At 45.4% G+C, this 26,432-nt stretch carries 23 protein-coding genes and 2 tRNA genes; 14 read left to right on the top strand and 11 right to left on the bottom strand.

Annotated features, from left to right (window positions below; genetic code table 11):
* The first annotated feature begins 187 nt into the window (after positions 1-187).
* Positions 188-1,819 carry an OstA-like protein gene (locus tag AC06MN_RS11450; RefSeq protein WP_475672514.1) on the top strand — a complete coding sequence of 544 codons (1,632 nt, stop codon included), beginning with the start codon at positions 188-190 and terminating at the stop codon, positions 1,817-1,819.
* Positions 1,820-1,848: 29 nt separating this feature from the next.
* Positions 1,849-3,477 (top strand): 2,3-bisphosphoglycerate-independent phosphoglycerate mutase, encoded by a 1,629-nt coding sequence (gene gpmI, locus AC06MN_RS11445; RefSeq protein ID WP_475672513.1) that lies wholly within the window; start codon positions 1,849-1,851, stop codon positions 3,475-3,477.
* Between the two features lie 110 nt (positions 3,478-3,587).
* On the opposite strand, the gene omp85 is transcribed toward gpmI, so the two are convergent.
* Positions 3,588-4,895 carry an Omp85 family outer membrane protein gene (gene omp85, locus AC06MN_RS11440; RefSeq protein ID WP_475672512.1) on the bottom strand — a complete coding sequence of 436 codons (1,308 nt, stop codon included), beginning with the start codon at positions 4,893-4,895 and terminating at the stop codon, positions 3,588-3,590.
* A 120-nt stretch (positions 4,896-5,015) separates the two neighbouring features.
* On the opposite strand from omp85, the gene AC06MN_RS11435 reads away from it, so the two are divergent.
* Together AC06MN_RS11435 and AC06MN_RS11430 are read left to right on the top strand one after the other, a co-directional pair.
* Positions 5,016-5,582: a manganese efflux pump MntP gene (locus tag AC06MN_RS11435; protein WP_475672511.1), complete on the top strand. Its 567-nt coding sequence runs from the start codon at positions 5,016-5,018 to the stop codon at positions 5,580-5,582.
* A 65-nt stretch (positions 5,583-5,647) separates the two neighbouring features.
* Positions 5,648-5,721: transfer RNA gene (locus tag AC06MN_RS11430), tRNA-Pro, on the top strand.
* A gap of 57 nt (positions 5,722-5,778) precedes the next feature.
* Here AC06MN_RS11430 and AC06MN_RS11425 read toward each other — a convergent pair.
* The 6 genes from AC06MN_RS11425 to AC06MN_RS11400 form a co-directional block, all read right to left on the bottom strand.
* Positions 5,779-7,428: a dipeptidyl-peptidase 3 family protein gene (locus tag AC06MN_RS11425; protein ID WP_475672510.1), complete on the bottom strand. Its 1,650-nt coding sequence runs from the start codon at positions 7,426-7,428 to the stop codon at positions 5,779-5,781.
* 137 nt (positions 7,429-7,565) lie between these two features.
* Complete coding sequence (locus tag AC06MN_RS11420; protein ID WP_475672509.1) at positions 7,566-7,757, bottom strand: hypothetical protein; 192 nt, start codon at positions 7,755-7,757, stop codon at positions 7,566-7,568.
* The gene (locus tag AC06MN_RS11415; RefSeq protein WP_475672508.1) at positions 7,757-7,945 is read right to left on the bottom strand and encodes a hypothetical protein; all 189 of its coding nucleotides are present in this window, start codon (positions 7,943-7,945) and stop codon (positions 7,757-7,759) included. The genes AC06MN_RS11420 and AC06MN_RS11415 overlap by 1 nt, the downstream gene beginning before the upstream one ends.
* Positions 7,946-8,032: 87 nt before the next feature.
* Complete coding sequence (gene pth, locus AC06MN_RS11410) at positions 8,033-8,596, bottom strand: aminoacyl-tRNA hydrolase (protein ID WP_475672507.1); 564 nt, start codon at positions 8,594-8,596, stop codon at positions 8,033-8,035.
* A gap of 167 nt (positions 8,597-8,763) precedes the next feature.
* Positions 8,764-9,339, bottom strand: a complete 576-nt coding sequence (locus tag AC06MN_RS11405) for a 50S ribosomal protein L25 (protein WP_475672506.1) — start codon at positions 9,337-9,339, stop codon at positions 8,764-8,766.
* A gap of 26 nt (positions 9,340-9,365) precedes the next feature.
* Entirely contained in the window at positions 9,366-10,301 is a 936-nt protein-coding gene (locus AC06MN_RS11400; RefSeq protein ID WP_475672505.1) for a ribose-phosphate pyrophosphokinase, read from the bottom strand.
* Between the two features lie 161 nt (positions 10,302-10,462).
* On the opposite strand from AC06MN_RS11400, the gene AC06MN_RS11395 reads away from it, so the two are divergent.
* Together AC06MN_RS11395 and AC06MN_RS11390 are read left to right on the top strand one after the other, a co-directional pair.
* A tRNA-Leu gene (locus tag AC06MN_RS11395) sits at positions 10,463-10,549 on the top strand.
* A gap of 199 nt (positions 10,550-10,748) precedes the next feature.
* Positions 10,749-12,026: an ATP-binding protein gene (locus AC06MN_RS11390; RefSeq protein WP_475672504.1), complete on the top strand. Its 1,278-nt coding sequence runs from the start codon at positions 10,749-10,751 to the stop codon at positions 12,024-12,026.
* 182 nt (positions 12,027-12,208) lie between these two features.
* Here the strand turns inward: AC06MN_RS11390 and AC06MN_RS11385 are convergent, their stop codons facing one another.
* Positions 12,209-14,458 (bottom strand): TonB-dependent receptor, encoded by a 2,250-nt coding sequence (locus tag AC06MN_RS11385; protein ID WP_475672503.1) that lies wholly within the window; start codon positions 14,456-14,458, stop codon positions 12,209-12,211.
* A gap of 159 nt (positions 14,459-14,617) precedes the next feature.
* Between AC06MN_RS11385 and AC06MN_RS11380 the strand changes: the two genes are divergently transcribed.
* The 3 genes from AC06MN_RS11380 to AC06MN_RS11370 all read left to right on the top strand — a co-directional run bounded on the left by AC06MN_RS11380 (position 14,618) and on the right by AC06MN_RS11370 (position 16,872).
* Entirely contained in the window at positions 14,618-14,842 is a 225-nt protein-coding gene (locus tag AC06MN_RS11380) for a hypothetical protein (RefSeq protein ID WP_475672502.1), read from the top strand.
* Positions 14,843-15,156: 314 nt separating this feature from the next.
* On the top strand, positions 15,157-15,849 hold the full coding sequence (locus tag AC06MN_RS11375) for an iron-sulfur cluster assembly scaffold protein (RefSeq protein ID WP_475672501.1): 693 nt from the start codon (positions 15,157-15,159) through the stop codon (positions 15,847-15,849).
* 12 nt (positions 15,850-15,861) lie between these two features.
* Positions 15,862-16,872 (top strand): GGGtGRT protein, encoded by a 1,011-nt coding sequence (locus tag AC06MN_RS11370; protein WP_475672500.1) that lies wholly within the window; start codon positions 15,862-15,864, stop codon positions 16,870-16,872.
* A gap of 559 nt (positions 16,873-17,431) precedes the next feature.
* Here the strand turns inward: AC06MN_RS11370 and AC06MN_RS11365 are convergent.
* The 3 genes from AC06MN_RS11365 to AC06MN_RS11355 form a co-directional block, all read right to left on the bottom strand.
* Positions 17,432-17,686 (bottom strand): TIGR03905 family TSCPD domain-containing protein, encoded by a 255-nt coding sequence (locus tag AC06MN_RS11365; RefSeq protein ID WP_475672499.1) that lies wholly within the window; start codon positions 17,684-17,686, stop codon positions 17,432-17,434.
* A complete protein-coding gene (locus tag AC06MN_RS11360) occupies positions 17,683-18,795 on the bottom strand; it encodes an ROK family protein (protein WP_475672498.1) in 1,113 nt (370 codons plus the stop codon). Before AC06MN_RS11360 ends, AC06MN_RS11365 begins: the two co-directional genes overlap by 4 nt.
* Before the next feature lie 226 nt (positions 18,796-19,021).
* Positions 19,022-19,633 (bottom strand): exosortase/archaeosortase family protein, encoded by a 612-nt coding sequence (locus tag AC06MN_RS11355; RefSeq protein WP_475672497.1) that lies wholly within the window; start codon positions 19,631-19,633, stop codon positions 19,022-19,024.
* A 69-nt stretch (positions 19,634-19,702) separates the two neighbouring features.
* Here AC06MN_RS11355 and AC06MN_RS11350 point away from each other — a divergent pair, with 69 nt between their 5' ends.
* From AC06MN_RS11350 to AC06MN_RS11330, 5 genes are all read left to right on the top strand, one after another.
* The gene (locus AC06MN_RS11350) at positions 19,703-20,611 is read left to right on the top strand and encodes a mechanosensitive ion channel family protein (protein ID WP_475672496.1); all 909 of its coding nucleotides are present in this window, start codon (positions 19,703-19,705) and stop codon (positions 20,609-20,611) included.
* Positions 20,612-21,213: 602 nt separating this feature from the next.
* Positions 21,214-21,474 (top strand): TM1266 family iron-only hydrogenase system putative regulator, encoded by a 261-nt coding sequence (locus AC06MN_RS11345; RefSeq protein ID WP_475672495.1) that lies wholly within the window; start codon positions 21,214-21,216, stop codon positions 21,472-21,474.
* Entirely contained in the window at positions 21,464-23,665 is a 2,202-nt protein-coding gene (locus tag AC06MN_RS11340; RefSeq protein ID WP_475672494.1) for a TonB-dependent receptor, read from the top strand. Before AC06MN_RS11345 ends, AC06MN_RS11340 begins: the two co-directional genes overlap by 11 nt.
* Positions 23,666-24,056: 391 nt before the next feature.
* On the top strand, positions 24,057-25,463 hold the full coding sequence (locus AC06MN_RS11335; RefSeq protein ID WP_475672493.1) for a sensor histidine kinase: 1,407 nt from the start codon (positions 24,057-24,059) through the stop codon (positions 25,461-25,463).
* A 125-nt stretch (positions 25,464-25,588) separates the two neighbouring features.
* Positions 25,589-26,275: a response regulator transcription factor gene (locus tag AC06MN_RS11330; protein WP_475672492.1), complete on the top strand. Its 687-nt coding sequence runs from the start codon at positions 25,589-25,591 to the stop codon at positions 26,273-26,275.
* The last annotated feature ends 157 nt before the right edge of the window (positions 26,276-26,432 follow it).

Here is a 26,432-nt window from a genome sequence, read left to right as displayed (position 1 = left end):
CAATAACAATATTAGATTTTGAATTTGCCTAAACACCAGGACACCAAGATAATAATCCAACCCGAAACACATTTTTGTCCTGATTTGTGCGCAAAATTACATTTTTCCGAACGAAATAATGTCAGAAATGGGAAAAACAAGGCAAAACACCAACAATCTTTCCTATCTTTGCATTTTATTTCAAAAAATGAGACGCATCGGATTTTTCATATTGTTACTTTGCCTTATGGCTCAAGTGTCTTTTGCTCAGGAAGAAACGGATGAGAAAAAAAAGACGCAGGTGTTCATAGAGCATTACGATAAAATTAGCTATAATCGCAATATCGGTGATTTCCAGCGGCTTATCGGAAATGTGAAAATCAGGCATGATTCGGCGTATTTCTTTTGCGACAGTGCCTATTTCTATGAAAAAACCAACAGCTTTGACGCTTATCAAAATGTGCATATCATTGTAAATGACAGTGTTGAGATTTTCAGCGATTCGCTGATCTACGATGGCAATGCGCGTTTTGCGGAGTTTTTCAACAACGTGCGGCTTATGGACGATTCCACCTTGCTTCGCACGGAATATCTGACCTACAGCCGCGACGAACATCTCGCTTGTTATCCCGATAGTGCCTGCACCACGCGCGGCGACAAGACCCTCATCAGTTGCATCGGCAATTACCGTGACGACCTCAAGGAATTGTCATTCTTTGAAAATGTGGAAGTTACGAGTCCGAAATACCAAATGTACACTGACACCTTGTATTATAACACGGAAATCGAAAAAATGTGGTTCTACGGCCCGACAACTCTCATCAATGAGGAAAACACGATGGAAGGTGAACATGGTTATTATCTTGTAGATGAAGATATTGTAATTTTCGACAAGAAACCATTAGCCTACAACAAGACGCAAAGGCTGAAAGCGAAAAATATCTATTACGACCGTTCCACGGGTTTTGCGAAGGCAATTGACAAGGTCGATATGATTGACACGACTTACAAGATGATTTTCCGTGGCGATTATGTGGAAGTGTGGGAGAAAAAGGGCTTTTCTTTTGCCACCGATAGTGCTTATTTCATTAATTACGACGGCGGCGATTCGCTATATCTTCATGCAGACACTATGTTTTTCCACTTCAAGACCGATTTGAGCGACATGGAAAAGATGACAGCTCGGCGCAATGTGCGTTTCTATCGCTCTGATTTACAGGGAAAATGCGACACTCTGACTTATTATGCTTCCGATTCGATAATTTGCATGAGAGGCACTCCGATAATGTGGGCTGAAAACAGCCAGATGACGGGAAAATACATCGACATAAAAATTGCCAACCAAACGATCGACAGCATTTTGCAAAGAACTAACGCTTTCATTATCAATCAGGATACGGTCGAAGGCTTCAACCAGATTAAGGGGATGGACATCATTTCGAAATTTATCGATGGCAACATTCACCATGTCAATGTGATAGGCGGAAACGCCGAAACAATTTACTGGCTTCGTGACGACGACACTTCGCTCATTGGAATTGATGTCTCAAAATCCGACAATATGGTTATCGAGATGAAAGACAATCAGATTTCCTGCATCAAATCATTCAAGGGCATCAGCGAAACCGTGTATCCCGAAAACGAATTGCCGGAAAGCAGCCGTCTTTTGCAAGGCTTCAAATGGAACATTGATGTGAAACCGAAAAACAAGGCTGATATTTTCAGAAACATTGATGCCGTGATGCCAAGAGCTGAAACGCCTCAGAGCGAGACGGGAAACGCTACCGAATCTGCCGAGGAAGAGGCTCCAAAACCAAAACACAGAATAAAAGGAAGTTAATAACAAATTAAAAATAAGGAGATTAAATTATGTCAATCAAATACGATGGTCCAGTTGTGCTTATCATTATGGATGGCGTGGGCATCAATAAAATTGAAGCAGGCAACGCAGTGCGTCAGGCCAAGAAGCCTGTACTCGACAGTTGCATGGCAAACTATCCTTGGCAGAAACTGAAAGCCCACGGCACCGCAGTTGGTCTTCCATCTGATGGCGACATGGGCAACTCCGAAGTGGGTCACAATGCTATCGGAGCTGGTCAGATTTACTCGCAAGGTGCCAAACTCGTGTCGGAATCGCTCGAATCGAAGGCAATGTATGAAAACAAGGTCTGGAAATCGCTTGCTGCCGACGCCCTCAAAGGCGGCACCATGCATTTCCTTGGTCTGCTGAGCGATGGCAACGTCCATTCACACATCAACCACCTCATACAAATGCTCGATGAAGCTCATGCTGAAGGCATCAAGAAGGTGAGAGTTCATGCATTGTTGGATGGCCGCGATGTAGGCGAGACTTCAGCCCTCATCTATGTCGAACAGCTTGAAGCCAAACTCGCCGAACTTTCAGGCAACGGCTTCGATTACCGCATCGCTTCAGGCGGCGGCCGCATGAAAATCACCATGGACCGTTACGGAGCCAATTGGGACATGGTGGCACAAGGCTGGAAAACCCATGTCCTTGGCAATGGCCGTCAGTTTGCCACTTGCAAGGAAGCCATCGAAACTTACAGAAACGAAATCCCGGGAGTCATCGACCAAGACCTGCCAGCTTTCATCATTGCTGAAAACGGTAAACCTATAGGCACCATCGAAGACGGCGACAGCGTCATCCTTTATAACTTCCGCGGCGACCGTGCCCAGGAAATCACACGCGCCTTTGAAGGCGGCCCGGATTTCGACAAGTTTGACAGAGTGAGAGTTCCAAATGTCAACTACGCTGGTATGCTCGAATACGACGGCGACCTGCACATCCCGCATCAGTTCCTTGTGGCGCCGCCTGTCATCAAAAACACTTTGGGCGAATTTCTCGCCAACAAGGGTATCAAGCAATTGGCCATTTCCGAGACCCAGAAATACGGTCATGTCACTTATTTCTTCAACGGCAACCGCTCTTCAAAGTTCGATGAGGCCACTGAAGAATACATTGAAATTCCATCCGATGTCGTTCCTTTCGAGCAGCGTCCTTGGATGAAATCTGCCGAAATCACCGATGTCCTTGTTGAAAAGATCCTGAAAAACGAACAGCCTTTCATGCGCGTCAATTTCCCGAACGGCGACATGGTGGGACACACGGGCAGCCTCGAAAGCACCATCATCGGTGTTGAGTCAGTCGACATTGCGCTGAAACGCATTCTCCCAGCCATCGACGCAGTTGGCGGCATGGCCATCATCACTGCCGACCATGGCAACGCTGAAGAAATGTACGAAATGGGCAAGGACGGCGCTCCGAAGACCGATAAGAATGGCAAAATCAAAGCCAAGACCAGCCACACGCTCAACAAGGTGCCTTGCATTTTCTACGACAACACCGAAAACAAGGACAAATACCAAGTGGTTGATGCCGATGATTACGGCTTGGCCAACATCGCTTCAACCATCGCACTGCTTTTGGGCGAAACACCAAAAGACTGCTGGGAAAGACCAATGATTGAAGTGAAATAAATCAAATTACATCTTTACACAAAAAAGTCCCAAGGCCACGGCCTTGGGACTTTTTTGTTTTTAGGATTTGAGACCCACATCCATGCGTCTATACGTTCCAATAATTAACACTAGAACACATAATTAAACCCGATAAATGCCTTCAGCTTATCGCCGTCGCGTTCATCGAAAGCGCGGCCAAAGTCGGCCGAAACGACAAGATTGCGGTTCATGATGAGTTTCAAGCCGCAGCCTGCACTGGTATGGATGCCCTCGATTTTACCGCTGTAAAGAGTTGGGTCGTCGGATTTTTTCAATTCGTTTTCGCGGAATTTCTGAGTCACCATGCCGGCATCGAAGAACGGATTCAGGGCGACTTGCCAGTTCTGGTTGATGAACTGGAAGCTGGCAAAACGCCAACGCAATTCGACATTGGCGAAGGTAAAACCGTTACCGATGACCCCATTGCGGTTCACGCCACGCATTGTGACGCTGCCTCCCAAACCTTCGGTATACATCTTTTGGAAAAACATGGTATTCATGTTATTAATCATATACCAAGGAACGCTGCCAGCCAGCAGGTTCTGCGTACCGAGACGATAAGAGAAAGTGAGCTTTTCCTTATATAAAGGTATGTAGTGTCTCCACAAGAAAGTGAACGACAAATTATCGTAGCCTCTATTGTCGATAACGTCAAGGGCACCCGTGAATGTGGCTTCGGCATAGATGCCTCGTGTCGGGTCGCTGCGGAGGTCGCGGCTGTCGTACAACAGACCTAATCTGATTTGGGTTGTATTACCTCCGCTGGCTTCATCACTGGTTATGAGTCCTGCTTGTTTATATCTTTCAAACATAGTGACTTGACCTGCATAATCCGACATGTTTCCTGTGGTATCAAGGTTTGAGCAATAAGTGTTGTAATAAGCCAGTCCAGCTGTCCAGTTAAGGTCTTTCACATCGAAAAACGGACGCTGCATACTGCCCACAAAACGGAACTGATTGCGGTTAATGAAATTGTAACCGGATTTTTCCCATTCCAAAGGATCTATACTATTCGATTCAAAGCCGTTAAAACCAAAGAATTCGTATTTCTTGGCATAAAAATATGTAATGTCGAAAAACAGTTTGGTTTTTTCAAAAACGTATGGCATGTCGCTGTAGAAACGGAAAACGCCCGAACCTTTGGTGTAGCGCGAAGCCTCGAAATTGAACTTGTACTTGTAATTCGGATAAAGGGTGCCGTCACCATAATTGAAAATGTCGCAACAAAGGCCGTATTGGAAGCCTAAATCGGCATCGAAACCGACAACAGGCAGCGGACCGAAATTCCAGCCTTTCTTGATGATTTCGCCTTTTTCGTTGTAAGTCTTTTCTTTTTTCTGCGAGAAACCATTGATTGCCAATAATATGGCTAAAATCACAAATAAAACTTTCTTCATTTTTAATAAGTTTGAGACAACAAAAGTAAAAACTTTTACTAATTCATGCAAATCGTATTTTAAAAATGACATTTTTTCTGCTGTAAAGATTGCTACCTTTGCAAACCAAACGAAGATTGTATGGGTTTTGTTGAAATATTGCTTATCGGCATTGGCCTTTCGATGGACGCTTTTTCGGTTTCAATCTGCAAAGGATTGACAACCAAAAGGTTCTCATTGAAAATGGCGGTGATTTGTGGCTTGTGGTTTGGCGGTTTCCAAGCCCTGATGCCGGTTATCGGTTACTTTTTGGGCGTGCAGTTCGAAAGTCTCATTGCCTCTTTCGACCATTGGATTGCTTTCGGCCTTTTGGCTTTAATCGGCATAAACATGATTCGTGAGGCGGTTTCAAAAAAGGAGGAAGAAAATGACAGTGGCGCTTTGGATGTCAAGACAATGTTTCTTTTGGCCGTCGCTACCAGCATCGATGCGTTGGCCGTCGGCGTTTCGTTTGCCGCCTTGAAGGAAAACATCTGGCGCGCCATCGTGATTATTGGCCTTACCACTTTCATTTTTTCCGTTGTTGGCGTGAAAATCGGTAATGTTTTCGGCTCAAAATACGAAAAGAAAGCCGCCATTGCAGGAGGTATCATTCTGATAATCATCGGTGTAAAGATACTACTTGAACATCTTGGCATCATTGCATGATGAAGGATTAAGAAAAAAAGTTTGAGGTATCAAAAAAAATAGTACTTTTGCAGCGCAAAATGTTTCGGGATGTAGCGCAGCCCGGTAGCGCGCTTCGTTCGGGACGAAGAGGCCGCAAGTTCGAATCTTGTCATCCCGACACAAAAAAATCAGCCGACAATCGTCGGCTGATTTTTTGTTTGTATGTTGCTGGCTATCATTCGCCTTGGCCAAGCAAAACCTGTGGTCCCATGTTGTAGTAAATGTCAACAGGAACGCCAGCTTCGTTGACGCGGTCGAGGTCGGCTTGCTGTTCGCCCTTGATGACGCTGTCTTCATCAATCCACGCTTTCACGCCTTCATAATCGCCATTGCCTTGGTGGACGAGAATGTCACCAGCCAGTTTTTCAACGGCAAGTTTCATAGCATCGAAATTGATGGCATAAAGACCTTCTTCGTTACGGGTGAAAGCGCCTTCTCTCTGGAAATAATTGAAAGTAAGCATATTGGCCTTGCCATGTGCGCTTGAAGCGCCGAAACGGACTGAACGGAAAATGCCGGCCATAAAGGTAGCGTAGTTGTCTTCCAATTCGGTGTTGGTGTATTCGCCCATTTCCGAAAGTTTGGTGATGAGGTAAAGGCCGAGCACATCAGCCTTGGCTTCCTCAATGGCTGAATACTGTTCCTTCAGGGCAGCACGCACAGTGCCTTTGCCGTCCAAAGTGTTCTTGATGCCCATGCCGTGAGCAGTTTCGTGGAACATCACATTGGCAAAGAAAGCATCAAACTTGATGTTTTTCATCGATTCAGGAGTCATCAGTTTTTCAGCAATCGGAACCAGAATGGCATCAAACTTGGCTTTCATAGCGTTCTTCAACTGAAGTTTGCGGGTGCCTTTTTCCAGCTGTACGCGCTCATCGTTAGGCAGGTTGATGGCAATGGTCTTGCTGTTGGCATTGCAGTCGCCGGCATAATAAACGGCATCGTAAACGGCGAGATCAGCATCGGCACCAGGGGTTTCTTTCTTATATTCCTCAGGCACAGGAAGATTACGCTGCAATTCAGGCAAGAAAGCCACATAACGGGCCAGTTGCTGCGTCCAGTTCTGATCCTTGATGAGGATGAAGGCTTCGTGAGCAGCCTTGGTGCCAAAGAGGGCATCGGTGTAGTTTTCGATTGGGCCGACAACCATATCAATGTTGTTGTTGCGGACGGTCATCCACTGCATGTCGCTTTCCAGATAATCATCGGTGCGGAGAGCCGTGGCGCGAAGTTTCAGGTACTGAGCAAATTCAGGGTCGCCGGCAAGTTCCGAAGCCTGTTCGAGCAACTGGGCTGCCTTTTCGATTTTTTCAGCAAAGAATTCGTGATACCAAACGCATTTCAATGCACCGTTTTCATCGCGGACAATCATGGTGTACTGGCTGGTTTTGTTTGGGTCGTCAAAGGCTTCCCATTCTTCCATGGTCATATCCTTTGGATAAAATTGTGCGCCAGCAGGTTTTGCACCAATGCCTTCAACGAATGAAGCTTCGTTGTTGAGGCCGTCCCAAGGACCGTAATTGATTTCAGCATAGAGTTTTACATCAGGGTCGCTGATTTGTTCCATCAAGGCGTTTTTGTCGCCCCAATTTTCCATCCAGTAGAGTTCGTCCATGATGTCGGCGGCTTCAAAAAGCAGCGGAAGCATCTGTTTTTCATTGTCGCTCAGGTGACTGATGTCGGAAGTCATGGTGACTTGCGCATACTTGTCAGAGAGTTTTACAGGAGCAGGTGTCGGTTCGGCGGGTTCCTGTGCAGGCTGGTTGCCGCAAGCCGTAGCCATCAAAGCTACGACAGCAAGGTAGGTGAGATTTCTGAATTTCATAATTGTAATTATTTTGAATTAGACGTTTATTTTCAAAGGATTCGGCTTGAAACAACCGATTGTTAATTATGCAAAAATAAACAATCAAATCATACGACAGGCATGATTGTTATGAAAAGATTAAAATTACGTTTAAATCATTTTCTGTCCTTATTCGGGCAACGTAGGCAGGCCTCGCCGCCTTTGCCACCGCAAATGCAGTTTGATGTGCCTTCGTTTTCGCAGTGGCGTTCAAACTGCCCGCCTTTCCTGACGAACATTTTTATGCCAATGGCGGCAAATGCCACGGCTATGAAGATGATGGTGATGAGTAAGAGAGGCCAGAACATTAAGATAGACTAATTGAAAAATGACTGTGAACCATTTCGCGCAAACAAGAAACCATTTCCTGAAGTGATACATAGTTTTCCATATCATCCGTGGTTTTGGATTCCATCGAATGATTTGCCTTTGTATCCATCGCAATGAATTCGTCCAATGACACTTTCGGGAATTGATAGTTTTCTGCTGTTTTCATTTTGTCATCATTTTTCACGGCAAAAGTAGGAAAAATTTGGAATATGAAAGGACTTTGCAACTATTTGTAAATAAAAACGATGTCAATCTATTGATTATTATACTGATTCATGGTTCTATCTGGACCTTGCGTCACGAAACTCTTGATGATTTCGATGGCCACATCGACGCGCTCTTCGACGATGGGTTGTTCGCTCGGTTTCCATGTTCCGAGCACGAAATCAATCTGACGGCCTTTTGGATAATCATCTCCCAAGCCGAAACGGAGGCGGCAAAACACATTGGTGCCTAATTTCTCGATGATGTCGCCCAAACCGTTGTGACCGGCATTGGAGCCTTGCTTTTTCAGGCGGAGCGTGCCCAAAGGCAAGGCAAGGTCATCGTTGACCACCAGAAGGTTTTCAATCGGAATCTTCTCTTGCTGAAGCCAGTATTTGACCGCCTTTCCGCTCAGGTTCATGTAGGTCGTTGGCTTGATGACCAGTAAGGTCTTGCCTTTGAATTTCATTTCTGCGGTTTGCGCCAAGCGTCCCGTAGTAAACGACGCTTCAAGGTCTTTGGCCAGTCGGTCGGCAATCTTGAAACCGATGTTGTGGCGCGTTTCATCATATTCCGCACCGATGTTTCCCAAGCAGGCAATCAAGTATTTCATGATTTGTGATTCAAAGATTTAAGATTTAAAAATTTAAAAATTCAAAGATTCAAGAAAAGTAGACATTAAACTCGCTTCGCGCAATCTTTAAATTTTGAATTTTTCAATTTTAAATAAAGAAAAAGCCGCCCGAAGACGGCTTTTTATCGTAAAAGTGCTAACCTTGATTATTCAGCAGCTTCTTCTTCAGCAACAACGCCACGGGCTGTGTTGACGGCAACGATAACGGTGTAACCAGGAGTTACAGGAGTCACGTTTTCGATAACGAGATCCTTAACCTTGATGGCTTCGTTGATGTTCAGGCCGCTGATGTTGATTCTGACGTAATCAGGAAGATCCTTGATGAGGCCGGTGACCTTGATCTTCTTGATGCCTTGCTTCATCTTACCACCACGCATAACGCCGGCTGGTGTGCCTTCCAAAGCGATAGGAAGAACCACGGTGATAGGATTGTTTTCGTTGACGATCAGGAAGTCAGCGTGCATGACGTTGTCAGTGACTGGATGATACTGGGCTTCTTGCAGAATGGTGCTGTAAGTCTTGCCGTTGATGGTGAAGTTGATGATGTAGCACTCAGGAGTGAACAAAATCTTCTTGAAGTTCTTGGCTTCGGTAGCGAAATGGATTTGTTCCTGGCCAGTGCCGTACATAACGCATGGAACCATTTCTGCTCTACGCAGAGCCTTAGCATCTTTTTTCCCTACGTTCTCGCGAAGAGAACCGCTCAATGATACTGTTTTCATAATTTAATGTGTTAGTAATTAAGTGATTATTTGAATATTGAACTGATCGACTCGTATGACTCGATGCGGTGAATCACATCGGCAAACAAATTGGCAGTTGACAATACGTGGATTTTCTTTGAAACGTTGGCTGACAACGGGATGGAATCGGTGACGACGACTTCTTCAAACACTGAATTGTCGAGGCGTTCCATGGCTGGGCCGCTGCAAACGGCATGGGTGGCAATGGCGCGGACGCTCTTTGCACCGCTGTCCATAATCAGCTGACCGGCTTTTACGATGGTGCCGGCTGTATCGATGATATCGTCGACGAGGATGACGTTTCTGTCTTTCACATCGCCGATAAGTGTCATGGTGTCAACGACATTGGCGCGGGCGCGTTGCTTGTTGATGATGGCGAAATCGGTGCCAAGGCGCTTGGCGTAAGCCGAAACACGCTTTGAACCGCCCACATCAGGCGAAGCAAACATTAAATCGTCAATGTTCAAGTCCTTTATGTAATCTAAGAAAATGCTTGATGCATACAATGAATCGACCGGAATATCGAAGAAGCCTTGAATCTGGTCGGCATGGAGGTCGAGGGTCACGACGCGGTTGACGCCGGCAGCCTGCAACAGGTTGGCAACCAGTTTCGAGCCGATGCTGACGCGCGGCTTGTCCTTGCGGTCCTGACGTGCCCATCCGAAATAAGGGATGACGGCGATAATCTTATGGGCTGAAGCGCGCTTGGCGGCATCAATCATAAGAAGGAGTTCCATCAGGTTGTCAGCCGATGGCATGGTAGACTGGACGATGAAAACGTGATGGCCGCGTATGCTTTCTTCAAAGCAAGGCTGGAATTCGTGGTCGGAAAACTCAGTAACGATGGCATTGCCAAGTGGTTGTCCGTATGCGGCAGCGATTTTTTCACCCAGTTCGTGGGTGGCTCTGCCTGCAAAAATTGATACAAATCTTTCTGACATGACGTAGTTTTGTGTTTGCGGCTGCAAAAATAGGCTTTTTGGCCGTAAGTCTCGCATAAATTTGTTTTTTCTTTGGAAAAAAACAGGGGAAAGAAAAATTTCTCGCGAAAAACTTGCAGAAACGGATTTTTTTGTACTTTTGCAGCCGCAATTTAAGCGTTGCCGAAGTGGCGGAATCGGTAGACGCGTCGGTCTCAAAAACCGATGAGGTTACACTCGTGCCGGTTCGATCCCGGCCTTCGGTACCAAAAAAGAGTCTTGGCTGAACAAACCAAGGCTCTTTTCGTTTTCAGGCATCTCATATACATCAAAAATTCCACAAACGACCGAACAAAATATTCACAAATGACCGAACAAATTGACAATAAATGACCGAAAATCAAATTAAATAGTTTGTAATTAAAATAAAATCAGTAATTTTGCAGCGAAATCACAAATCGATGCATTATGAATCGGGAATATAAGCAGCGTATAGCAGACAAACTGCTTGCACGCAAATTGGCCGGCAAAGGAGCCGTGCTGATTGAAGGGCCGAAATGGTGCGGCAAAACAACCACAGCACGGCAACAGGCTAAGAGCGTGCTCGACCTTGGCGACAGTGATGTCTTGAGACAAAGCCAGCAAATGATGGATGTCAGCCCCAAGACTTTGCTGCAAGGCGAAACGCCCCGACTAATCGATGAGTGGCAAACCATTCCGTCGTTGTGGGATAGTATCCGAAGCGAAGTGGATAGCCGTGGCGATTTTTCTCAGTTTATACTTACAGGTTCATCAGTTCTTCCTCAAGCCGACGAAACTGTGCATAGCGGAACAGGACGAATTGCCCGTGTCAAAATGAGGCCAATGAGCCTTTTCGAGTCGGGCGAATCATTGGGAAGCGTTAGCTTGAAAAACTTGTTTGAAGGTGGCGTTATCGAGCCTCAATTAAACAAACTTAGTCTTGAAGATTTGGCTTTCCTTATTTGCCGAGGCGGGTGGCCGCAGGCTACATTCCTGCATGGCGAATTGGCTCTGGATCAAGCTCTGGATTATGTTGACGCTGTGACAGAGATTGACATACAGCGGGTTGACGGTGTGAAGCGCAATCCCGGCCGTGCAAGGCTTTTGCTACGGTCATACGCCAGAAACATTGCCCAGCAGGTTTCGTATGGAACCATTAAGGCCGACATGTTGTCGAATGATGCCAAATCGCTGGATGAAGATACGGTGGCCGACTATATAAAGGCGTTGAAACGATTGTTTGTCGTTGAAGACTTAGAGGCTTGGAATCCCAATATTCGGAGCAAGTCGGCAATTCGAACCAGTGATACCAGACATTTCGTTGATCCCAGCATTGGAACCGCTGCCCTTGGCCTTGGCCCCAGCGACCTGATTAATGACTTGAATTCCTTTGGCTTGTTCTTTGAAGACCTTGCTGTGCGTGATTTGCGTGTGTTTGCTGAAGCTCTCGATGGCCGGTTGTATCATTATCGTGACAGTTCAGGTCTTGAATGTGACACGGTGCTGCATCGCCGAAACGGAACATACGCCCTTGTTGAAGTGAAACTCGGTGGAACGAAACTTATTGAAGAAGGTGTAAGTTCGCTTCAAGCCCTCGCCAATACCATTGACACAAGCAGAATGCCAGCCCCTTCATTCAAAATGGTTTTGACCGCAGTCGGACAATATGCCTACCAGCGAAAGGATGGCATCTTCGTCGTCCCAATCGGTTGCTTGAAAGATTGAGAATCAATTAATAATGTGGTTTTTCACATAATCCATTGATATTGAAATAGGTTTGGCCTTCGGTACCAAAAAAGAGTCTTGGCTGAACAAACCAAGGCTCTTTTCGTTTTTAAGCATTTTCTTGTATGCCTTGGTAATCTCAAATTACCTGTAAAATGACGGAATAAAATCAAAACAGCTTCTTATATCTTCAAGTTCAGCCCCACAAAATAACTGCGAGGGGTGAAAGGACCATAAATGTAACCGGCATCCTTGTTCATTCCCTTGTCCATATCGCGTTGGTATTGATCTAACAGATTCTTGACACCGGCATTAATTTCTAAGGTGTAATTTTTGTAAAGCGGTATTTCATAAGCAATGCGAATGTCCCACTCAATAAACACAGGCGTTTCCACTTCTTCATCTTGTGGAATAAAACCTGCGTAATGCTCCACCAGCATACTTCCGGTAATTTTTCCATTTGTAGTGATGGTAAAACCTTTGACAGGACGTAGATGCACCATGAAGAATCCATAATGGTCGGGGGCACGAAACATGCGTTTTTGCGGTGCAATGGTCGGACTCCATTGAAACGGCTCTATATAACGGCTTTTCTCGTATGTATAGCCCATCTGCATGGTAAATAATCTGCCGTATCCAACTTTTCCCTCTACATTTATCCCTGCCACCCGTGCGCCGGTAGTATTGACACGCATGAGCAAGAGATTTCCCTGCTCGTCATATCCTTCTTCACGCAAAGCAAAGACATCATTGAGTTGGGTGAAGAACCCTTCTGCCGTGAGGTTTATATCCCATTTGCCAATCGACTTGTACCAATCGACACTTGACGTGACCGAGTGACTGCGTTCCTCTTTGAGATTCGGGTCGATGGATATCAAATGCACCTCTCCTCCAACGGCTCCTACATGCAAGTCTTCATCGTAGGTCTGTGGAGCACGGTAGCCGCCTGCATATCCTACCCGAAAAATCAAGTCATTGATAGGCGTATATCGCACATTGGCTCGTGGGGTAAAGATGAGTTTGGTTAATAGATTATGTCTCTCCAACCTTCCGCCAATCAGCACTGACCATTTGGTGTTTTTCCACTCATTTTGGACGTATCCGCCATAGAGGTGAACAGTTTGCCTTAGGTCGCGATGATATCCCAATATCCTGTCGTGCAATTGATTGGACGAATATTCCACACCTGCACTCAAGTCAGCCGGCATTTGACCGCAAGGATAGGAGAAACGATACTGGCCTCCCACAACGGCTGTAATATCTTTGGATTGTCCATAGGCGTTGGGGTTATAGTTCGTGCCAAAATAACTTTCGCGAGCCGTATGCTGGAACGAAGCGTATGGTGTCACACAATGTCGATTGTCGGCTGTGAAATAGTCCCAACGAAGACTGCCTGCATTAATCTGGTGCTTTAGTTGTTCGGTCAAGGGCGACTCATGGGGTTGTAAGGAATCAATACCATAACCACCACGACGGAATTCTGATGTATGGTGGTACTCCAATGTAATCTTGGAATAAGAAGTCGTTCTGAAGAAACTGCGGAAGCCCAATGTGGTTGTCTGCAATTTAGGGATGTCGCTGTATCCATCGTTGTCACGATCGTATTGTTTCCGGTCGCGTTGAACGCCAAAGATATATGTTCCCACCTTTTCATTAGGCGATAGTACCGATGCATTGATGTTGGTATTGATGTCATAGGAGCCTGTTTCGGTAAAAAGACTTTGATTGTTGAGGCTTATATAGTTTCGGCTCGGTTCTTTGGTGATGATATTGACAACACCACCTATGGCATTCGCCCCGAACAAAGCACTGCATCCACCTCGTATCACTTCTATTCTGTCCACCATGCCTGTAGGTATCTGTTCTAACCCATAAACGCTGGCTAAAGAAGAAAATATGGGGCGTGAATCCAATAGAATTTGGCTGTATTGGCCATCTAAACCATTGATATGCAGTTGGGGAACCCCACAATTGCTACACGACATCTCAACCCGCAACCCCGGCTGGAAATTCAGCACGTCGGCCATCGAGTTAGAGCATGTGTTTTCTATGGTATGGGGAGAAATGACATTCACGATAGATGCCACTTCTTTTTGTTTGGTCTCATATTTATTGGCAGAGACCACGACATTTTCAAGTAAATAACTTGTTTCTTCGATTTCCACATTACAAATATAGGTGGAATCCGCTTCAATCAGAACAGGCACTTCTTTCGTTTTATACCCTACGAAAGAAAAGGCAAGGACTTGCTGTCCAATAGGAACATTTTTCAGGAAATAATGACCACTCTCGTCGGTTGTCGAACCAATAGATGTGCCTTTGAGATGTACATTGATGTAGCTCAAAGGCTCTTTGGTTGCAGCATCTAATACATGACCAGCAATGTGAGAGTGTGTTGCGGCATGTAGATGTATGGCACACAAACACAGCATGGCCATACAAAATTGTTTTTGTATAGTTGACATATCTAAATACCAGTTTAAGACCTCTATCCGAGAATAGAAGTCGAATTAAAATAATACGTAAAAAATAATTGAAGATCAGGCAATCGTTTATGCCGACGGAGGGGCTCTCCGACCAAAATGTATGCTATGAACCTGTGGAGCCAGACATTCCTGTACATGATGGATGGTCTCAATTACATAATCAATAGGGCTAATATTGGTGTTCCCATTGGTGTTGGTAAAGAGGAATTGGCTATTGATTGTCGCAATGAGATTTATCTGCCAGGTGCTGTGCCCACCGTCGTTGGAAGCATGGTGCGAATTTCTATGGACATGGGAGTGAACAATCGTTACTCCATTCACTACATGTGAATGCACAAAGCAGTTCACATCAATATAATACGCGGCAAAGAGCAACAATAAAGTTGCTGCTAATCCACGTTTATATGAAGTTAGAGATTTATGCATTCATTTATGGTAAATTCTATTTAGTTCATATCATCCAAAACCGAGTGCAAAGGTACAGCTTTGTTTGGCATTAACAAATGGTTTCCGTAATTTTATTGATTAAATGCAAAAATAACATTAATCAAAAAAAGAAAAGATTGCTTACCATGGTAATTTTCGTATTTTTGCGCCTCATTAAACAAAGCAAACAAAAACAACAAATAAACAATTCAACAATAATGATCTACACACAAGAAGTGCAACATCAATGTTGCGTCAAGAAAGGCGCCAACCATCCTTGCGCTCCGATTCCGGAAGAAGGCAAATGGGTGCGCGTCAAGGATGTCAAGGACATCAGCGGTTTCACTCACGGTATCGGCTGGTGCGCCCCTCAGCAGGGTGCCTGCAAACTGACCCTCAATGTGAAGGACGGTATCATCCAAGAAGCTCTCGTTGAGACACTTGGCTGCTCCGGCATGACCCACTCGGCTGCCATGGCTTCTGAAATCCTGCCTGGCAAAACCATTCTGGAAGCCTTGAACACCGACCTCGTTTGCGATGCCATCAATACCGCCATGCGCGAGATTTTCCTGCAAATCGTTTACGGTCGTTCACAGTCGGCTTTCTCAGAAGGCGGTCTCGCCATCGGTGCATCTCTCGAAGACCTCGGTAAAGGTCTCCGCAGTCAGGTCGGCACCATGTTCGGCACCTTGGAAAAAGGTCCTCGTTACCTTGAAATGACCGAAGGTTACTGCACCCGTGTCGCCCTCGATGCTAATGACGAAATCATCGGTTACGAATTTGTCAGCCTTGGCAAGTTCATGGATTTCGTGAAGAAAGGCATTGATGCCAACGAAGCTCTGGAAAAGGCAAAAGGCACCTACGGACGTTTCGCCGAAGCTGCTAAATATATTGACCCACGTAAAGAATAAGGAGGATACATCATGGCAAGAAGAGAAGTAAAATTTGAAAGTCAGGAACGCCGCATGGCCAACATCCTGAAGGCTTTGAACCAGTATGGCATCAAGAGCATCGAAGAAGCTGATGAGATCTGCGAAGCCAAAGGTATCGACCCTTATAAAATGGCAGAGGAAACCCAGCCTATCTGCTTCGAAAACGTGAAGTGGGCTTACACTTGCGGTGCTGCCATCGCTATCAAGAAGGGCTGCAAGAGCGCTGCCGAGGCTGCTGAAGCCATTGGCGAAGGCCTACAGTCATTCTGCATCGATGGTTCCGTTGCCGACGACCGTAAGGTCGGTTTGGGCCACGGCAACCTGGCTGCCCGTCTGCTCCGCGAAGAGACCGAATGCTTTGCATTTCTCGCTGGTCACGAAAGCTTCGCTGCTGCCGAAGGCGCCATCAAGATTGCTGAAATGGCAAACAAGGTCCGTCAGAAGCCTTTGCGCGTCATCCTGAACGGTCTTGGCAAGGATGCTGCTAAGATTATCAGCCGCATCAATGGTTTCACCTACTGCCGCACCGAATTCGACTACTACACTGGCGAAGTGAAAGTTGTTGAACGCATTCCTTATTCCAACGGTCTCCGCTCGAAGGTGAACTGTTATGGTGCCGACGATGTCCGCGAAGGCGTCGCTATCCTTTGGTTGGAAAACGTCGATGTCTCCATTACCGGCAACTCGACCAACCCGACCCGTTTCCAGCACCCTGTTGCAGGCACCTACAAGAAGGAACGCATTCAGGCTGGCAAGCCTTATTTCTCAGTGGCATCAGGTGGTGGCACAGGCCGCACTTTGCACCCTGACAACATGGCCGCTGGCCCTGCCTCATACGGCATGACCGACACCATGGGCCGTATGCACAGCGATGCTCAGTTTGCAGGTTCTTCATCAGTACCGGCACACGTCGAGATGATGGGCTTCCTCGGCATGGGCAACAACCCGATGGTGGGCGCTACCGTCGCCGTTGCCGTTGCTGTTGAGCAGGCAATGAAATAAGTTTGTATTTAAAGATTCAAAGATTTGAAATTTAAAGATTTGAATCTTAATGAAATGAAAAATGCGGAAGGCTGGTTGGCCTTCCGCATTTTTTGTTTCACTCCAGAACGATATTATCCTTTATGGCGTTCTCATGTGTTCGTGTAACCAGCCTTCGTAAATCTCGTCGTTTATGGTCCCTTCGTCCCATAATTTATTGATTGCATCACCGCATCTGATAAGATGTAATGGATGGGCTGATGTTTGTTGTCATATATTCACTCCTCTCATTTCAGGCTGCAATGATACAATGAATTTCTTACAACGTTGTCGGAATGTTTTTGCGAGTAATTCCTGCCAATCTTAATAGATAAGCAGATGAGCAAAATTAGTTTACACATTGAAAATAGGACATCGAGGTCGCGGAAATGCGAGGCTACGACGCTTCTCGGAATCCCGTAGCCTCGCGTCCGTTTATAAAGCAGCTTTATTTTGAACAGTGACTTAAAGAAATGGTATTCTTAAATCGTTAAATTCATCAGAGAACGCTTTGCAACTATGAATCTGTTTTCGATTTGGATTATCCCACCTTTGTCAATGCCTCTTTCAAGGCTTTTGCCAACTGGTCGGGACAAGAAGTCGGCTTAAAGCCGCAACGTATGCCCTCCAAACGCTTGACGACTTCTTCGGCAGGCATGCCTTCCACCAATCGGCTGATGCCTTGCGTGTTGCCATCGCAGCCATATTCGAAGACGACATTCCTTAAAATGCCGTCTTCGATTTCAAAACTCACAGCTTCGCTGCAAGTGCCATTATTCAAATGCCTGAATCTCATATATTTTCATTTTGATTCATGAGTTCAAGCTGATGCACAGCGTAGGCGTAAGCACCAACCGAAACTGCCGATGAAGTGCCCAACTTTGTCACCCCAACGCCAATGCGTTTGGTCGGGTCGTACCATACTTTCTGGTCGCTGAATGGCACATTAATCATTCTGCCCGACTTTCCCGTGAAACGAATCATGTCTTCGTCATCCATCAGATTGAAGGCTACGGTTTCCATGCGTGACACTTGATGGCCGTTTAAGTCGGTGAAAGGTTCGTTCATTTTTTCAATGAGTTTCGGCATGAACACAGGCCAAGCTCCTGACAATCCGCCACCTATGACGATGATGCTATCCGTCAACGTAACGGCATTGGCAAGCACATCGGCCAAAACGGTGGCCAGTTCGTCCCAAGCTTTCTGGGCAGCCGCTTTGTTTCCGTCCTTAATGCCCATGGCAATCTGGTAAATGTCGAAAGGCTGTGGCGCTTCGTCAAACGGAATGTTAGCTTCGCGAGCAAAAACGCGGCGCACACCACGAATGCTGATGCTGTCCTCGGCACTTGTTTTCGGATAAAGAATGTTGCGAGAACGGTTGATTTCGCCGCCAGCGGAATTATCGCCATTGAGCAAAACCTTGTCGATGACGATGCCGCCGCCAAAACCTGTGCCCAAAGTCACGCCGAGAAGGTTTTTATAGCGTTTTGGATTGCCTTGCTGCGCCAAAAGCTGGTTCACTTCAGGGAGCAAACCTCCAAGAGCCTCACCGTATGCGAAAAGGTCGCCGTCGTTGTTGATGAAAACGGGCACATGGAACTCGTTTTCAAGCATTTGCTTCAATGGAACGCCACCCTTGAAAGTCGGCAGGTTTTCCAAATCGCCGATGATGCCATTCGGATAATCAGCCGGACCGGGAAAACAAAAACTGATGGCCGTAGGTTTCAGGCCGCATCTTTCCTCCACCTGATGAAATCCCAGAATGATTTTCTGAAGTACGCCTTCCAAATCGGGCGCAGCCGAAGGAATGGTGAAAGGATCGAATAATTCGACCGAATCTTTCATGGCGGAAAACTTGAATCCGGTTCCGCCTGCATCCAATGTATAAATAATGTTGTTCGACATAGTATTGTGTTTTAGTGAGAATTAAAAAATAAACTGTAACAAAAATAGCCGTTTTTTCGCTTCGCTAAACGCAAATTTTCGTAAATGAAACATAAATTATCGAAATTTATAATCGCCTACATATCAGTTAAATTTTTGGAAATTCATGTCTATTTTTGGAAATTCGTGTCTATAAAAACAATATTAATTTAGGTGTCTGAATTGCTCCATTTAATTTTGTTATTGCTTAATCGTTTGTCTCAGTTTTTCCAGCGTCATTTTTCTTTTTCGGATGAGCGAAAAATTCAACCCACGCCACCCACATCAAGAAAATGATGAAGTAGAAGAAGAATTTGAAAATGTAATCGTGTGCCAGATGGAAGCTGTTTGGCCACGGAATTTGCATGAGCAAAATGCCGCAAATCCTGACAACATTGGTCAATTCAACGACAACCAAACCTGCCGGAATAAACCATGCCTTGTGCTTCCAAGGTCCAGGGAACAAAAGCATGAGGAAAATCCAATGGCACCATTGTTTCAGGCTGGCGCATTCAAGCGCAATAACAACCCTCGCCCAACCGCCGTCGCTGTTTGGCGTGGCAATGAGGCGCATGTCGCTCACAGTTGCAATATCAATGCAGAAAACGTGTTGCAACACCCAGCACGACTGGTCGAAAACCAGATTGACTGCCCAAAGCGAAAGTTTATCGATAGCGCCTTTGACGGGCCAATATCCCAAAGCCTGCCAGCCTAAATACAAGAAGTGAAAACTCAATATCAAAATGATAAAAAGCATCACATCGACTGTACTGGTGTTTTTCGGGTCTTTACAGTATTTCCTGATATTTTCGATATACATACAAAGGTCAAATTTGAGGCGATAAAAATAGGAAAAATTGTAATTTTGCGCATTCAAAATTAAAGAAAAATGGCAAACGATACGATTGTGTCTAAATTCAGCGAGACGATTCAAAACGATTCTACCATTATGACAATGGCCGAAACAATTGAAAAAGTGAAAGATACGCCAATTTCAGAGTGGGGTCCGAATTTGGTGAACAATTATCTTGTTCCATTGGGAATAAAACTTGTGGTCGCTTTCCTGATTTTTCTCGTTGGCCGATGGCTTGTGAAAGTAATCAAAAACAGCCTCCACCGCATGATGGAACGCCGCAAGACCGATGTCTCGTTGCGATCGTTTTTGGACAGCCTGATTTCGGTTCTGTTGAATTTCATTCTTATCATAATCATTATCAGCGTCTTGGGAATCAACACAAGTTCGTTGGTGGCACTTTTGGCATCGGCAGGTTTGGCGGTCGGCATGGCTTTGAGCGGAACTTTGCAGAGTTTTGCCGGCGGCGTAGTCATTATGATTTTCCGTCCTTTTAAAGTGGGCGATTACATTTCGGCGCAAGGTCAGGAAGGCACGGTGAAGGAAATACAGATTTTCAATACGATTATCAAAACCCTTGACAATAAGATTATTACGATACCAAACGGAATTCTTTCCACGGGCATTATGACAAATTTTGGAAAAGAGGAAACACGCCGTGTCGACTGGACTTTTTCCATTTCTTACGGCGACGATTACGACAAGGCAAAAGCCGTGCTGAAAAACCTATGCAATGATGATACGCGCATTTTGAAGAATCCCGAAGTTTTTATCGAATTGGCGAAACTGAACAGCAGTTCGGTTGATATTACCGTCCGTGCCTGGGTCAAGTCGGCCGACTACTGGAATGTTTTTTTCAGCATGAACGAGAAAGTTTACAAGACATTCCCTGCCGAAAGTCTCAACTTGCCTTTCCCGCAAATGGATGTGCATGTGAAACAGTGATTTAATCGGCTACAGATTGGTTTTTTCTCCCGCTGATAATGCTGATTTCCGCAGAGAGTTTCTTGAAATAGCAGATTTCCGCAGATGACACGGATTTTACACAGATTAAATTTTGAATTCGCCCTTCGACAAGCTCCTTCGGCAGACGCAGGGAGCACAGGGAACAGTGCATGAATTTTCACGGATTGGTTGGCGCATGAAAAAAAATTTACTCCGAATTTACTCTACAATTTACTTTCCCTCACAGCATCTTAGTAACGCTTAAAAAATAAGTTGTAACACATTTCAACGTTCGCAATTGTTTTCTTGTTAAACGCAAATTGCCGCAAATTATCCTTAAATTAACGTGAATTATCTGATATACATCCAATTATGGTTTTCAACAATTTATGATTCATTTTCGATGATTTGCCTTTAGCGAAGCAAAAGACAGCCATTTCCGTTACAGGTTGTTTATTAATTCTCACCAAACTGAAAACGCTTTTGTTTTTTCCTTACTTTTGCCCCCGCAATAACGAAAACCGTACAGGCACTGAGATTGAGACGAAGAGTTGCCATCGAGGTTCGTGCGGGAATTTAAATCTGATCCGGAGGAACAGCAAATGGAAAAGAGAATTGGCACAGCCATTATTTATGTGCAGGACAGGGCGGCGGCACCGCAACTGAACGAAATACTTTCGCGCCACAGCGAAATAATCATCTGCCGCCAAGGTTTCCCAAGAAACAAATACAGCATCATTTCTGTTATCTTTGAAGGCACCACCGACCAGATTGGTTCCCTGACGGGCCAACTGGGACGCATCGTTGGAATCGAGGTCAAGTCGGTATTACTTAAAATCAAAGATAACGAAAATGAAAAGTAAGAAACACATTGCTTCATTAGCAGTCATCCTCGGTTTGTCGGGCGCAGCCTTCGCACAAACCCCACAGGCATCTGAGAGCGACACCATCAGGACGGTGCAACTCAAGGATGTGGTCATCTCAAGTCTAAAACTTGAAAAAAGAATCGTTGAAACGCCTGTCAGTCTGAGCGTTGTAGGCCGACAGGAGTACATCAGGCATTCTTCGTTCACCGTCGCCGATGTGCTGAAATTCGAGCCTGGCATCAGCATGGGCGGCGATGGCGTTTGGGCCACCAACATCAACGTGCGCGGCATGAGCGAAAACCGCCTCGTGACCCTCGTCGACGGCAACCGCGTTGAGACCGCCACCGACCTCACCGCCTCAATGAGCATGATCGATGTCAACGACATTGAGCGTGTCGAAATCATCAAGGGAGCGCAGTCGTCGCTTTACGGCAGCGGCGCCATGGGTGGCATTGTCAACATCATCTCCAAGACCGGCCATTTTGCCGAAAAGCCTTATTTCCAGGGCAACCTCATTTCAGGCTATTCAAGCGTGAACAGCCTTTTCAACGAATACCTTTCGTTGGGAGCAGGAAGCGAAAATTGGTACGCCCGCATCAACGGCTCCTATAACAAGGCCAACGATGTGAAGACTCCCGAAGGCACTTTGCCAAACAGTGCTTTCAACATGAACAATCTGGGTGCTCAATTCGGCTTCAAGCCTTTCAAGAACCAAACCTTCAGATTCCAGTTCCAGCGCAACTGGTCGAAAGACGTCGGCATTCCTGGCGGTGCCGCATTTGCGCCTACGGCCGAGGCCAAATACAGCGACATCAGCCGCACACTCTTCAATGCCAGTTATGAAATCACCGACCTGACCGAATGTTTTAAATCGTTGAAACTGAGTGCTTTCTCTCAGAACATCATCAGAAAGGTTGAGATGAAGCCTCATTCGGCGACCACGGCAACTCAGCCCAACGGCATGGTGCAAATAACTGATCCTCAATTGGTAACGCCAAATGGAACTCACAAGGTTTTCGGCGGACAACTGCAAGGTACATGGAGCTTTTCGGACAACAACACCCTGATTGTTGGCCTTGATGCCTGGCGGCGCAACATGACGACCGACCGCAAAAAGGACATACTGATGACCGTCGTCAAGCCGAATGGCGACACGGTTGTCAATCACGTTGAGCGTTACGAAACGCCATTGCCAAAGGCTTCGTTTACGAATGCAGGACTTTTTATCGAGGACGAAATGCGTTTGCTTGACGACCGTCTCACGCTGACTGCGGGAGGCCGTTTTGACGGCATTTTTGTAAAGAACGAAAAGTGCTACGATGTGGATTCCATCATTAAAAACGGAGAAATCCAGCCTATGCCCTCGCAGCGCGTGACATTCGAATCGGGCGAAAAAAATGATTTCTCGTGGAGCGCCAATTTGGGTTTGCTGTACAACCTGAACGAAAAGCTGGATTTGGTTTTGAATCTGGCCCGCAGTTACCGTGCCGCCTCTTTGGAAGAACGTTTCAAATACATCGACTTGGGAAGCAAGGTGCAACTTGGCAATCCGAGTCTGAATCCTGAAAAAGGCTATTCAGCCGATTTGGGCGTGCGCTATTGGGGCGACAAGCTGGAAATGCAGGCTTCGGTTTTCATGAACCGCATGACCGACATGATTGTCGAAACTGATGGCATCTTCATTTATCACCTGACCGAAGAAAGCAGCATCGACACTTTGCCTGCCTTGATTTACAGCAACGTAAGCAAAGCTCTACTTTACGGCTGCGATTTTAGTCTTGACTATCACATTTCCAATGGTTTACAGGTTTACCTGAATGGTGCTTACATCATTGGCCGCGATACGGAAAACGACACCTATCTGCCTTCCATTCCGCCAATGAATGGGCGTTTTGGCATTGCCTACACCTATCCAGAAGTTGGTGCCATCAATTTATCACTTATGGGTGCAGGAGCAAAAAACAGAGACAAGATTGCAGCAGGCGAAAAACCAACCGATTCCTTTTTCCGTCTTGATTTGTCACTCAATTCGAAGGTGTTCCGTTTCGGCAGATGCGGCTTGCAGTTTTTCGGCGGCATCGACAACATCACCGACGAGGCTTACACCAATTTCCTTTCCACCAACCGTGGCAACATCAATGTTGAGCCAGGCCGGAATTTCTACATTAAAGCAAACCTAACGTTCTGATTTAATGTGGTTTTATCATATAGAGACGTTGCACGCAACGTCTCTATTTTCGGCGTATGGGTCAAATTTTGGCATGTAGAGACGCACGGCCGTGCGTCTTTACGTTCCAATTGCCAATCAATATTGTTTCTAATGATTCTGACAATTGACATCGTGTTTTTCCGATTGCCTACAACAAGAAAATCCCAGCGGGTGCCAGGATTTTCAAGAACCAAAAACCAAAATTTATGAAACCTTTTATTTCACAGCTGATTGCTCAGCTATGAGGTTATTATGATAAGAACCGCTGCAAAAATAGGTATTTTTCAATTACTCGCAACAAAAAACTGAAAAAAATATTTTTTTATTGATATTTTTCACTTGTTGATGGAAAAAACAATATTTTTGAGACATGAAAAAAAAGACACCAAATAAAATCCACTTCATCGTCATTCTGATGATTGTCGTTTGGATTGCAATGATTTTCAGCCAGTTGGATTTTCTCCAACTCAACATTGACAACCAAAAATCGCTTTTTGAAACAAAAGTGGAAACCGCATTGCACCGCGCCACGACCGACATCAATTTCAAAACCTTTGAACAGCTCCAACTTGAAAATCCCGAACTGAAAAATGAAAAGATGAATTTTTCCGACACGACATCCATTTTCGTTGAATTTGCCAACGAGCTACAAATAGAAAAATGGGACAAGTTCACGGTGAACGATTTCATCAACATGCACAATATGGTGAAAGCCATGAATATTCATTTCGACTATTTGAACCTAGGCTTCCCTGCCATCGACTCCATCATTAAAGACTGTCTCAACAAGGAAAACATACATTATCCCTGCGAAATCGGCATTTATTCGTATGGCAGCAAGAAATTCATTTACGCTTCGTCGGAAACATATCTCACCAACCTTGAAAAATCATCCATCCGTCACAAGATTATTTCGCTTGAATCGGATGGCAGCAAACGTCTCGATGAGCTTGTGCTGTTTTTCCCGAAAATCAACGTAAAACTATGGATACATAATTTTTCCTATCATTTCTACCTGATTTTCATTTTGATAGTCGTTTTATTCTGCTTCATTTCCACCATTTCCATCATCCGCCAGCAAGACGAAGTCAGCAACCTGAAAACCAATTTCGTTAACAGCATGACACACGAAATCAAGACACCGGTCGCCACAATAAGTTTGGCCTGCCAGGCCTTGCAGGACGAATCGATCCAAAAGGATAAAGCCATGATTTCGACTTACCTGAATGTCATTTCGGAGGAAAACGACCGCATCAAGCAACTGGTGGAGGAAGTGCTGAACCTGGTGCGCGTGGGGGGCAAGAAGATACCGAATCCGATAGACATAAACATTAATAAGGTGATAGAAAACGTTTCCAAAATGCATGAACTGCCCGCCAAGGAAAAAGACGGAGAAATAATCTTACAACTCAATGCGGCAAACGATTTGATTGCCGGCGACAAAATCCACATCGGAAACGCCATTTCCAACCTGATTGACAACGCTTTGAAATACGGAGGCAAAAAACCAGCAGTGACTATCACCACCGAAAACGCCGAAAACTCGATTGTAATCAGCGTAAAAGACAACGGCATCGGCATACGGAAAATCGACCAGCACAAGGTTTTCGACGAGTTTTTCCGTGTCGATACGGGCAACATCCACGATGTGAAAGGCCACGGGTTAGGTCTAAATTATGTGAAACACGTTGCAGAATTTCATGGAGGCAGCGTCGACGTGAAAAGCGAATTTCACCACGGTTCGACTTTTATCCTAACCTTGCCCTTGAAAAATTAATTTTTATTGCATTTATTAAAGAAAAAAAGCCTATTTTTGCAGTGAAATTGAAAGATAGCCATTTAAGAGCTATCAGAGTTGTGTTCATCATTTGATTTTTTAACTGATAGTAAGGTATTTAACTTATGTCACAAATCAATATTTTATTAGCCGAAGACGACAAAAACCTCGGCATGATTTTAAAAGCATATCTCGATGCTAAGGGGTATCCAGCAACATTATGTCCAAATGGAGAAATTGCCTTTGATGCATTCAAAGTAGGGCAATACGATTTCTGCATTTTCGACATTATGATGCCTATCATGGATGGCTTCACATTGGCAAAAAAAGTGAAGGAAATCAATCCCCGCATTCCCATCATTTTCCTAACCGCAAAGACCATGCAGGAAGACATTCTGGAAGGTTTTGAAATTGGTGCCGACGACTACATCACCAAACCTTTCAGCATGGACGAACTGCTGATGCGCATCCGTGCCGTCTACAACCGCTCAAAGGCAACCGCAGGCTCGCCAACGACCTTTGCATTGGGCAGCTACACATTCGATGCCGCACGCCATTTGCTTTCCAACGGACAGCAGGACATCAAACTGACCTCAAAGGAGTCGGACTTGCTGCTCCTCCTTTGCGAAAACATGGGCAAGACTCTGGAACGCCCCGTGGCACTGAGCAAAATCTGGAATGAAGTGTCGCAAGAAAACGCCCGCTCGATGGATGTCTACATCACCAAGCTGCGCAAATACTTTAAGGAAGACCCAAGAGTTGAACTGCAAAACGTTCACGGCGTAGGCTTCAAACTGGTTACAAAAGACTAATTAACAAGGTAATATGTCCTGACTTTGACTATGCGTCACCCTTGCGCTCATACGCGCACGCGAGGGCATCGACCAGCGACTTCACGGCCTTGTGCTGGGCAGATGTGTAGAGCGTCCTGAAGCACACCTTGCCATTTGGAAGTCTTATCTTGATAGT

It is taken from the genome of Candidatus Limimorpha sp. (assembly GCF_056203535.1).
The sequence above is the reverse complement of the archived record's forward strand: the minus strand, read 5'-3'. Positions and strand labels throughout refer to the sequence as shown.

What these genes read in the sequence shown, in the direction of transcription:
- AC06MN_RS11365 (WP_475672499.1), bottom strand. Translation starts at nt 17,686, where the DNA reads ATGAGATTCAGGCATTTGAATAATGGCACTTGCAGCGAAGCTGTGAGT.
- AC06MN_RS11390 (WP_475672504.1), top strand. Translation starts at nt 10,749, where the DNA reads ATGAATCGGGAATATAAGCAGCGTATAGCAGACAAACTGCTTGCACGC.
- AC06MN_RS11425 (WP_475672510.1), bottom strand. Translation starts at nt 7,428, where the DNA reads ATGAAATTCAGAAATCTCACCTACCTTGCTGTCGTAGCTTTGATGGCT.
- AC06MN_RS11385 (WP_475672503.1), bottom strand. Translation starts at nt 14,458, where the DNA reads ATGCTGTGTTTGTGTGCCATACATCTACATGCCGCAACACACTCTCAC.
- AC06MN_RS11355 (WP_475672497.1), bottom strand. Translation starts at nt 19,633, where the DNA reads ATGTATATCGAAAATATCAGGAAATACTGTAAAGACCCGAAAAACACC.
- omp85 (WP_475672512.1), bottom strand. Translation starts at nt 4,895, where the DNA reads ATGAAGAAAGTTTTATTTGTGATTTTAGCCATATTATTGGCAATCAAT.
- AC06MN_RS11350 (WP_475672496.1), top strand. Translation starts at nt 19,703, where the DNA reads ATGGCAAACGATACGATTGTGTCTAAATTCAGCGAGACGATTCAAAAC.
- AC06MN_RS11420 (WP_475672509.1), bottom strand. Translation starts at nt 7,757, where the DNA reads ATGTTCTGGCCTCTCTTACTCATCACCATCATCTTCATAGCCGTGGCA.
- gpmI (WP_475672513.1), top strand. Translation starts at nt 1,849, where the DNA reads ATGTCAATCAAATACGATGGTCCAGTTGTGCTTATCATTATGGATGGC.
- AC06MN_RS11400 (WP_475672505.1), bottom strand. Translation starts at nt 10,301, where the DNA reads ATGTCAGAAAGATTTGTATCAATTTTTGCAGGCAGAGCCACCCACGAA.
- AC06MN_RS11340 (WP_475672494.1), top strand. Translation starts at nt 21,464, where the DNA reads ATGAAAAGTAAGAAACACATTGCTTCATTAGCAGTCATCCTCGGTTTG.
- pth (WP_475672507.1), bottom strand. Translation starts at nt 8,596, where the DNA reads ATGAAATACTTGATTGCCTGCTTGGGAAACATCGGTGCGGAATATGAT.
- AC06MN_RS11370 (WP_475672500.1), top strand. Translation starts at nt 15,862, where the DNA reads ATGGCAAGAAGAGAAGTAAAATTTGAAAGTCAGGAACGCCGCATGGCC.
- AC06MN_RS11335 (WP_475672493.1), top strand. Translation starts at nt 24,057, where the DNA reads ATGAAAAAAAAGACACCAAATAAAATCCACTTCATCGTCATTCTGATG.
- AC06MN_RS11345 (WP_475672495.1), top strand. Translation starts at nt 21,214, where the DNA reads ATGGAAAAGAGAATTGGCACAGCCATTATTTATGTGCAGGACAGGGCG.
- AC06MN_RS11415 (WP_475672508.1), bottom strand. Translation starts at nt 7,945, where the DNA reads ATGAAAACAGCAGAAAACTATCAATTCCCGAAAGTGTCATTGGACGAA.
- AC06MN_RS11405 (WP_475672506.1), bottom strand. Translation starts at nt 9,339, where the DNA reads ATGAAAACAGTATCATTGAGCGGTTCTCTTCGCGAGAACGTAGGGAAA.
- AC06MN_RS11330 (WP_475672492.1), top strand. Translation starts at nt 25,589, where the DNA reads ATGTCACAAATCAATATTTTATTAGCCGAAGACGACAAAAACCTCGGC.
- AC06MN_RS11375 (WP_475672501.1), top strand. Translation starts at nt 15,157, where the DNA reads ATGATCTACACACAAGAAGTGCAACATCAATGTTGCGTCAAGAAAGGC.
- AC06MN_RS11435 (WP_475672511.1), top strand. Translation starts at nt 5,016, where the DNA reads ATGGGTTTTGTTGAAATATTGCTTATCGGCATTGGCCTTTCGATGGAC.
- AC06MN_RS11360 (WP_475672498.1), bottom strand. Translation starts at nt 18,795, where the DNA reads ATGTCGAACAACATTATTTATACATTGGATGCAGGCGGAACCGGATTC.
- AC06MN_RS11450 (WP_475672514.1), top strand. Translation starts at nt 188, where the DNA reads ATGAGACGCATCGGATTTTTCATATTGTTACTTTGCCTTATGGCTCAA.
- AC06MN_RS11380 (WP_475672502.1), top strand. Translation starts at nt 14,618, where the DNA reads ATGAACCTGTGGAGCCAGACATTCCTGTACATGATGGATGGTCTCAAT.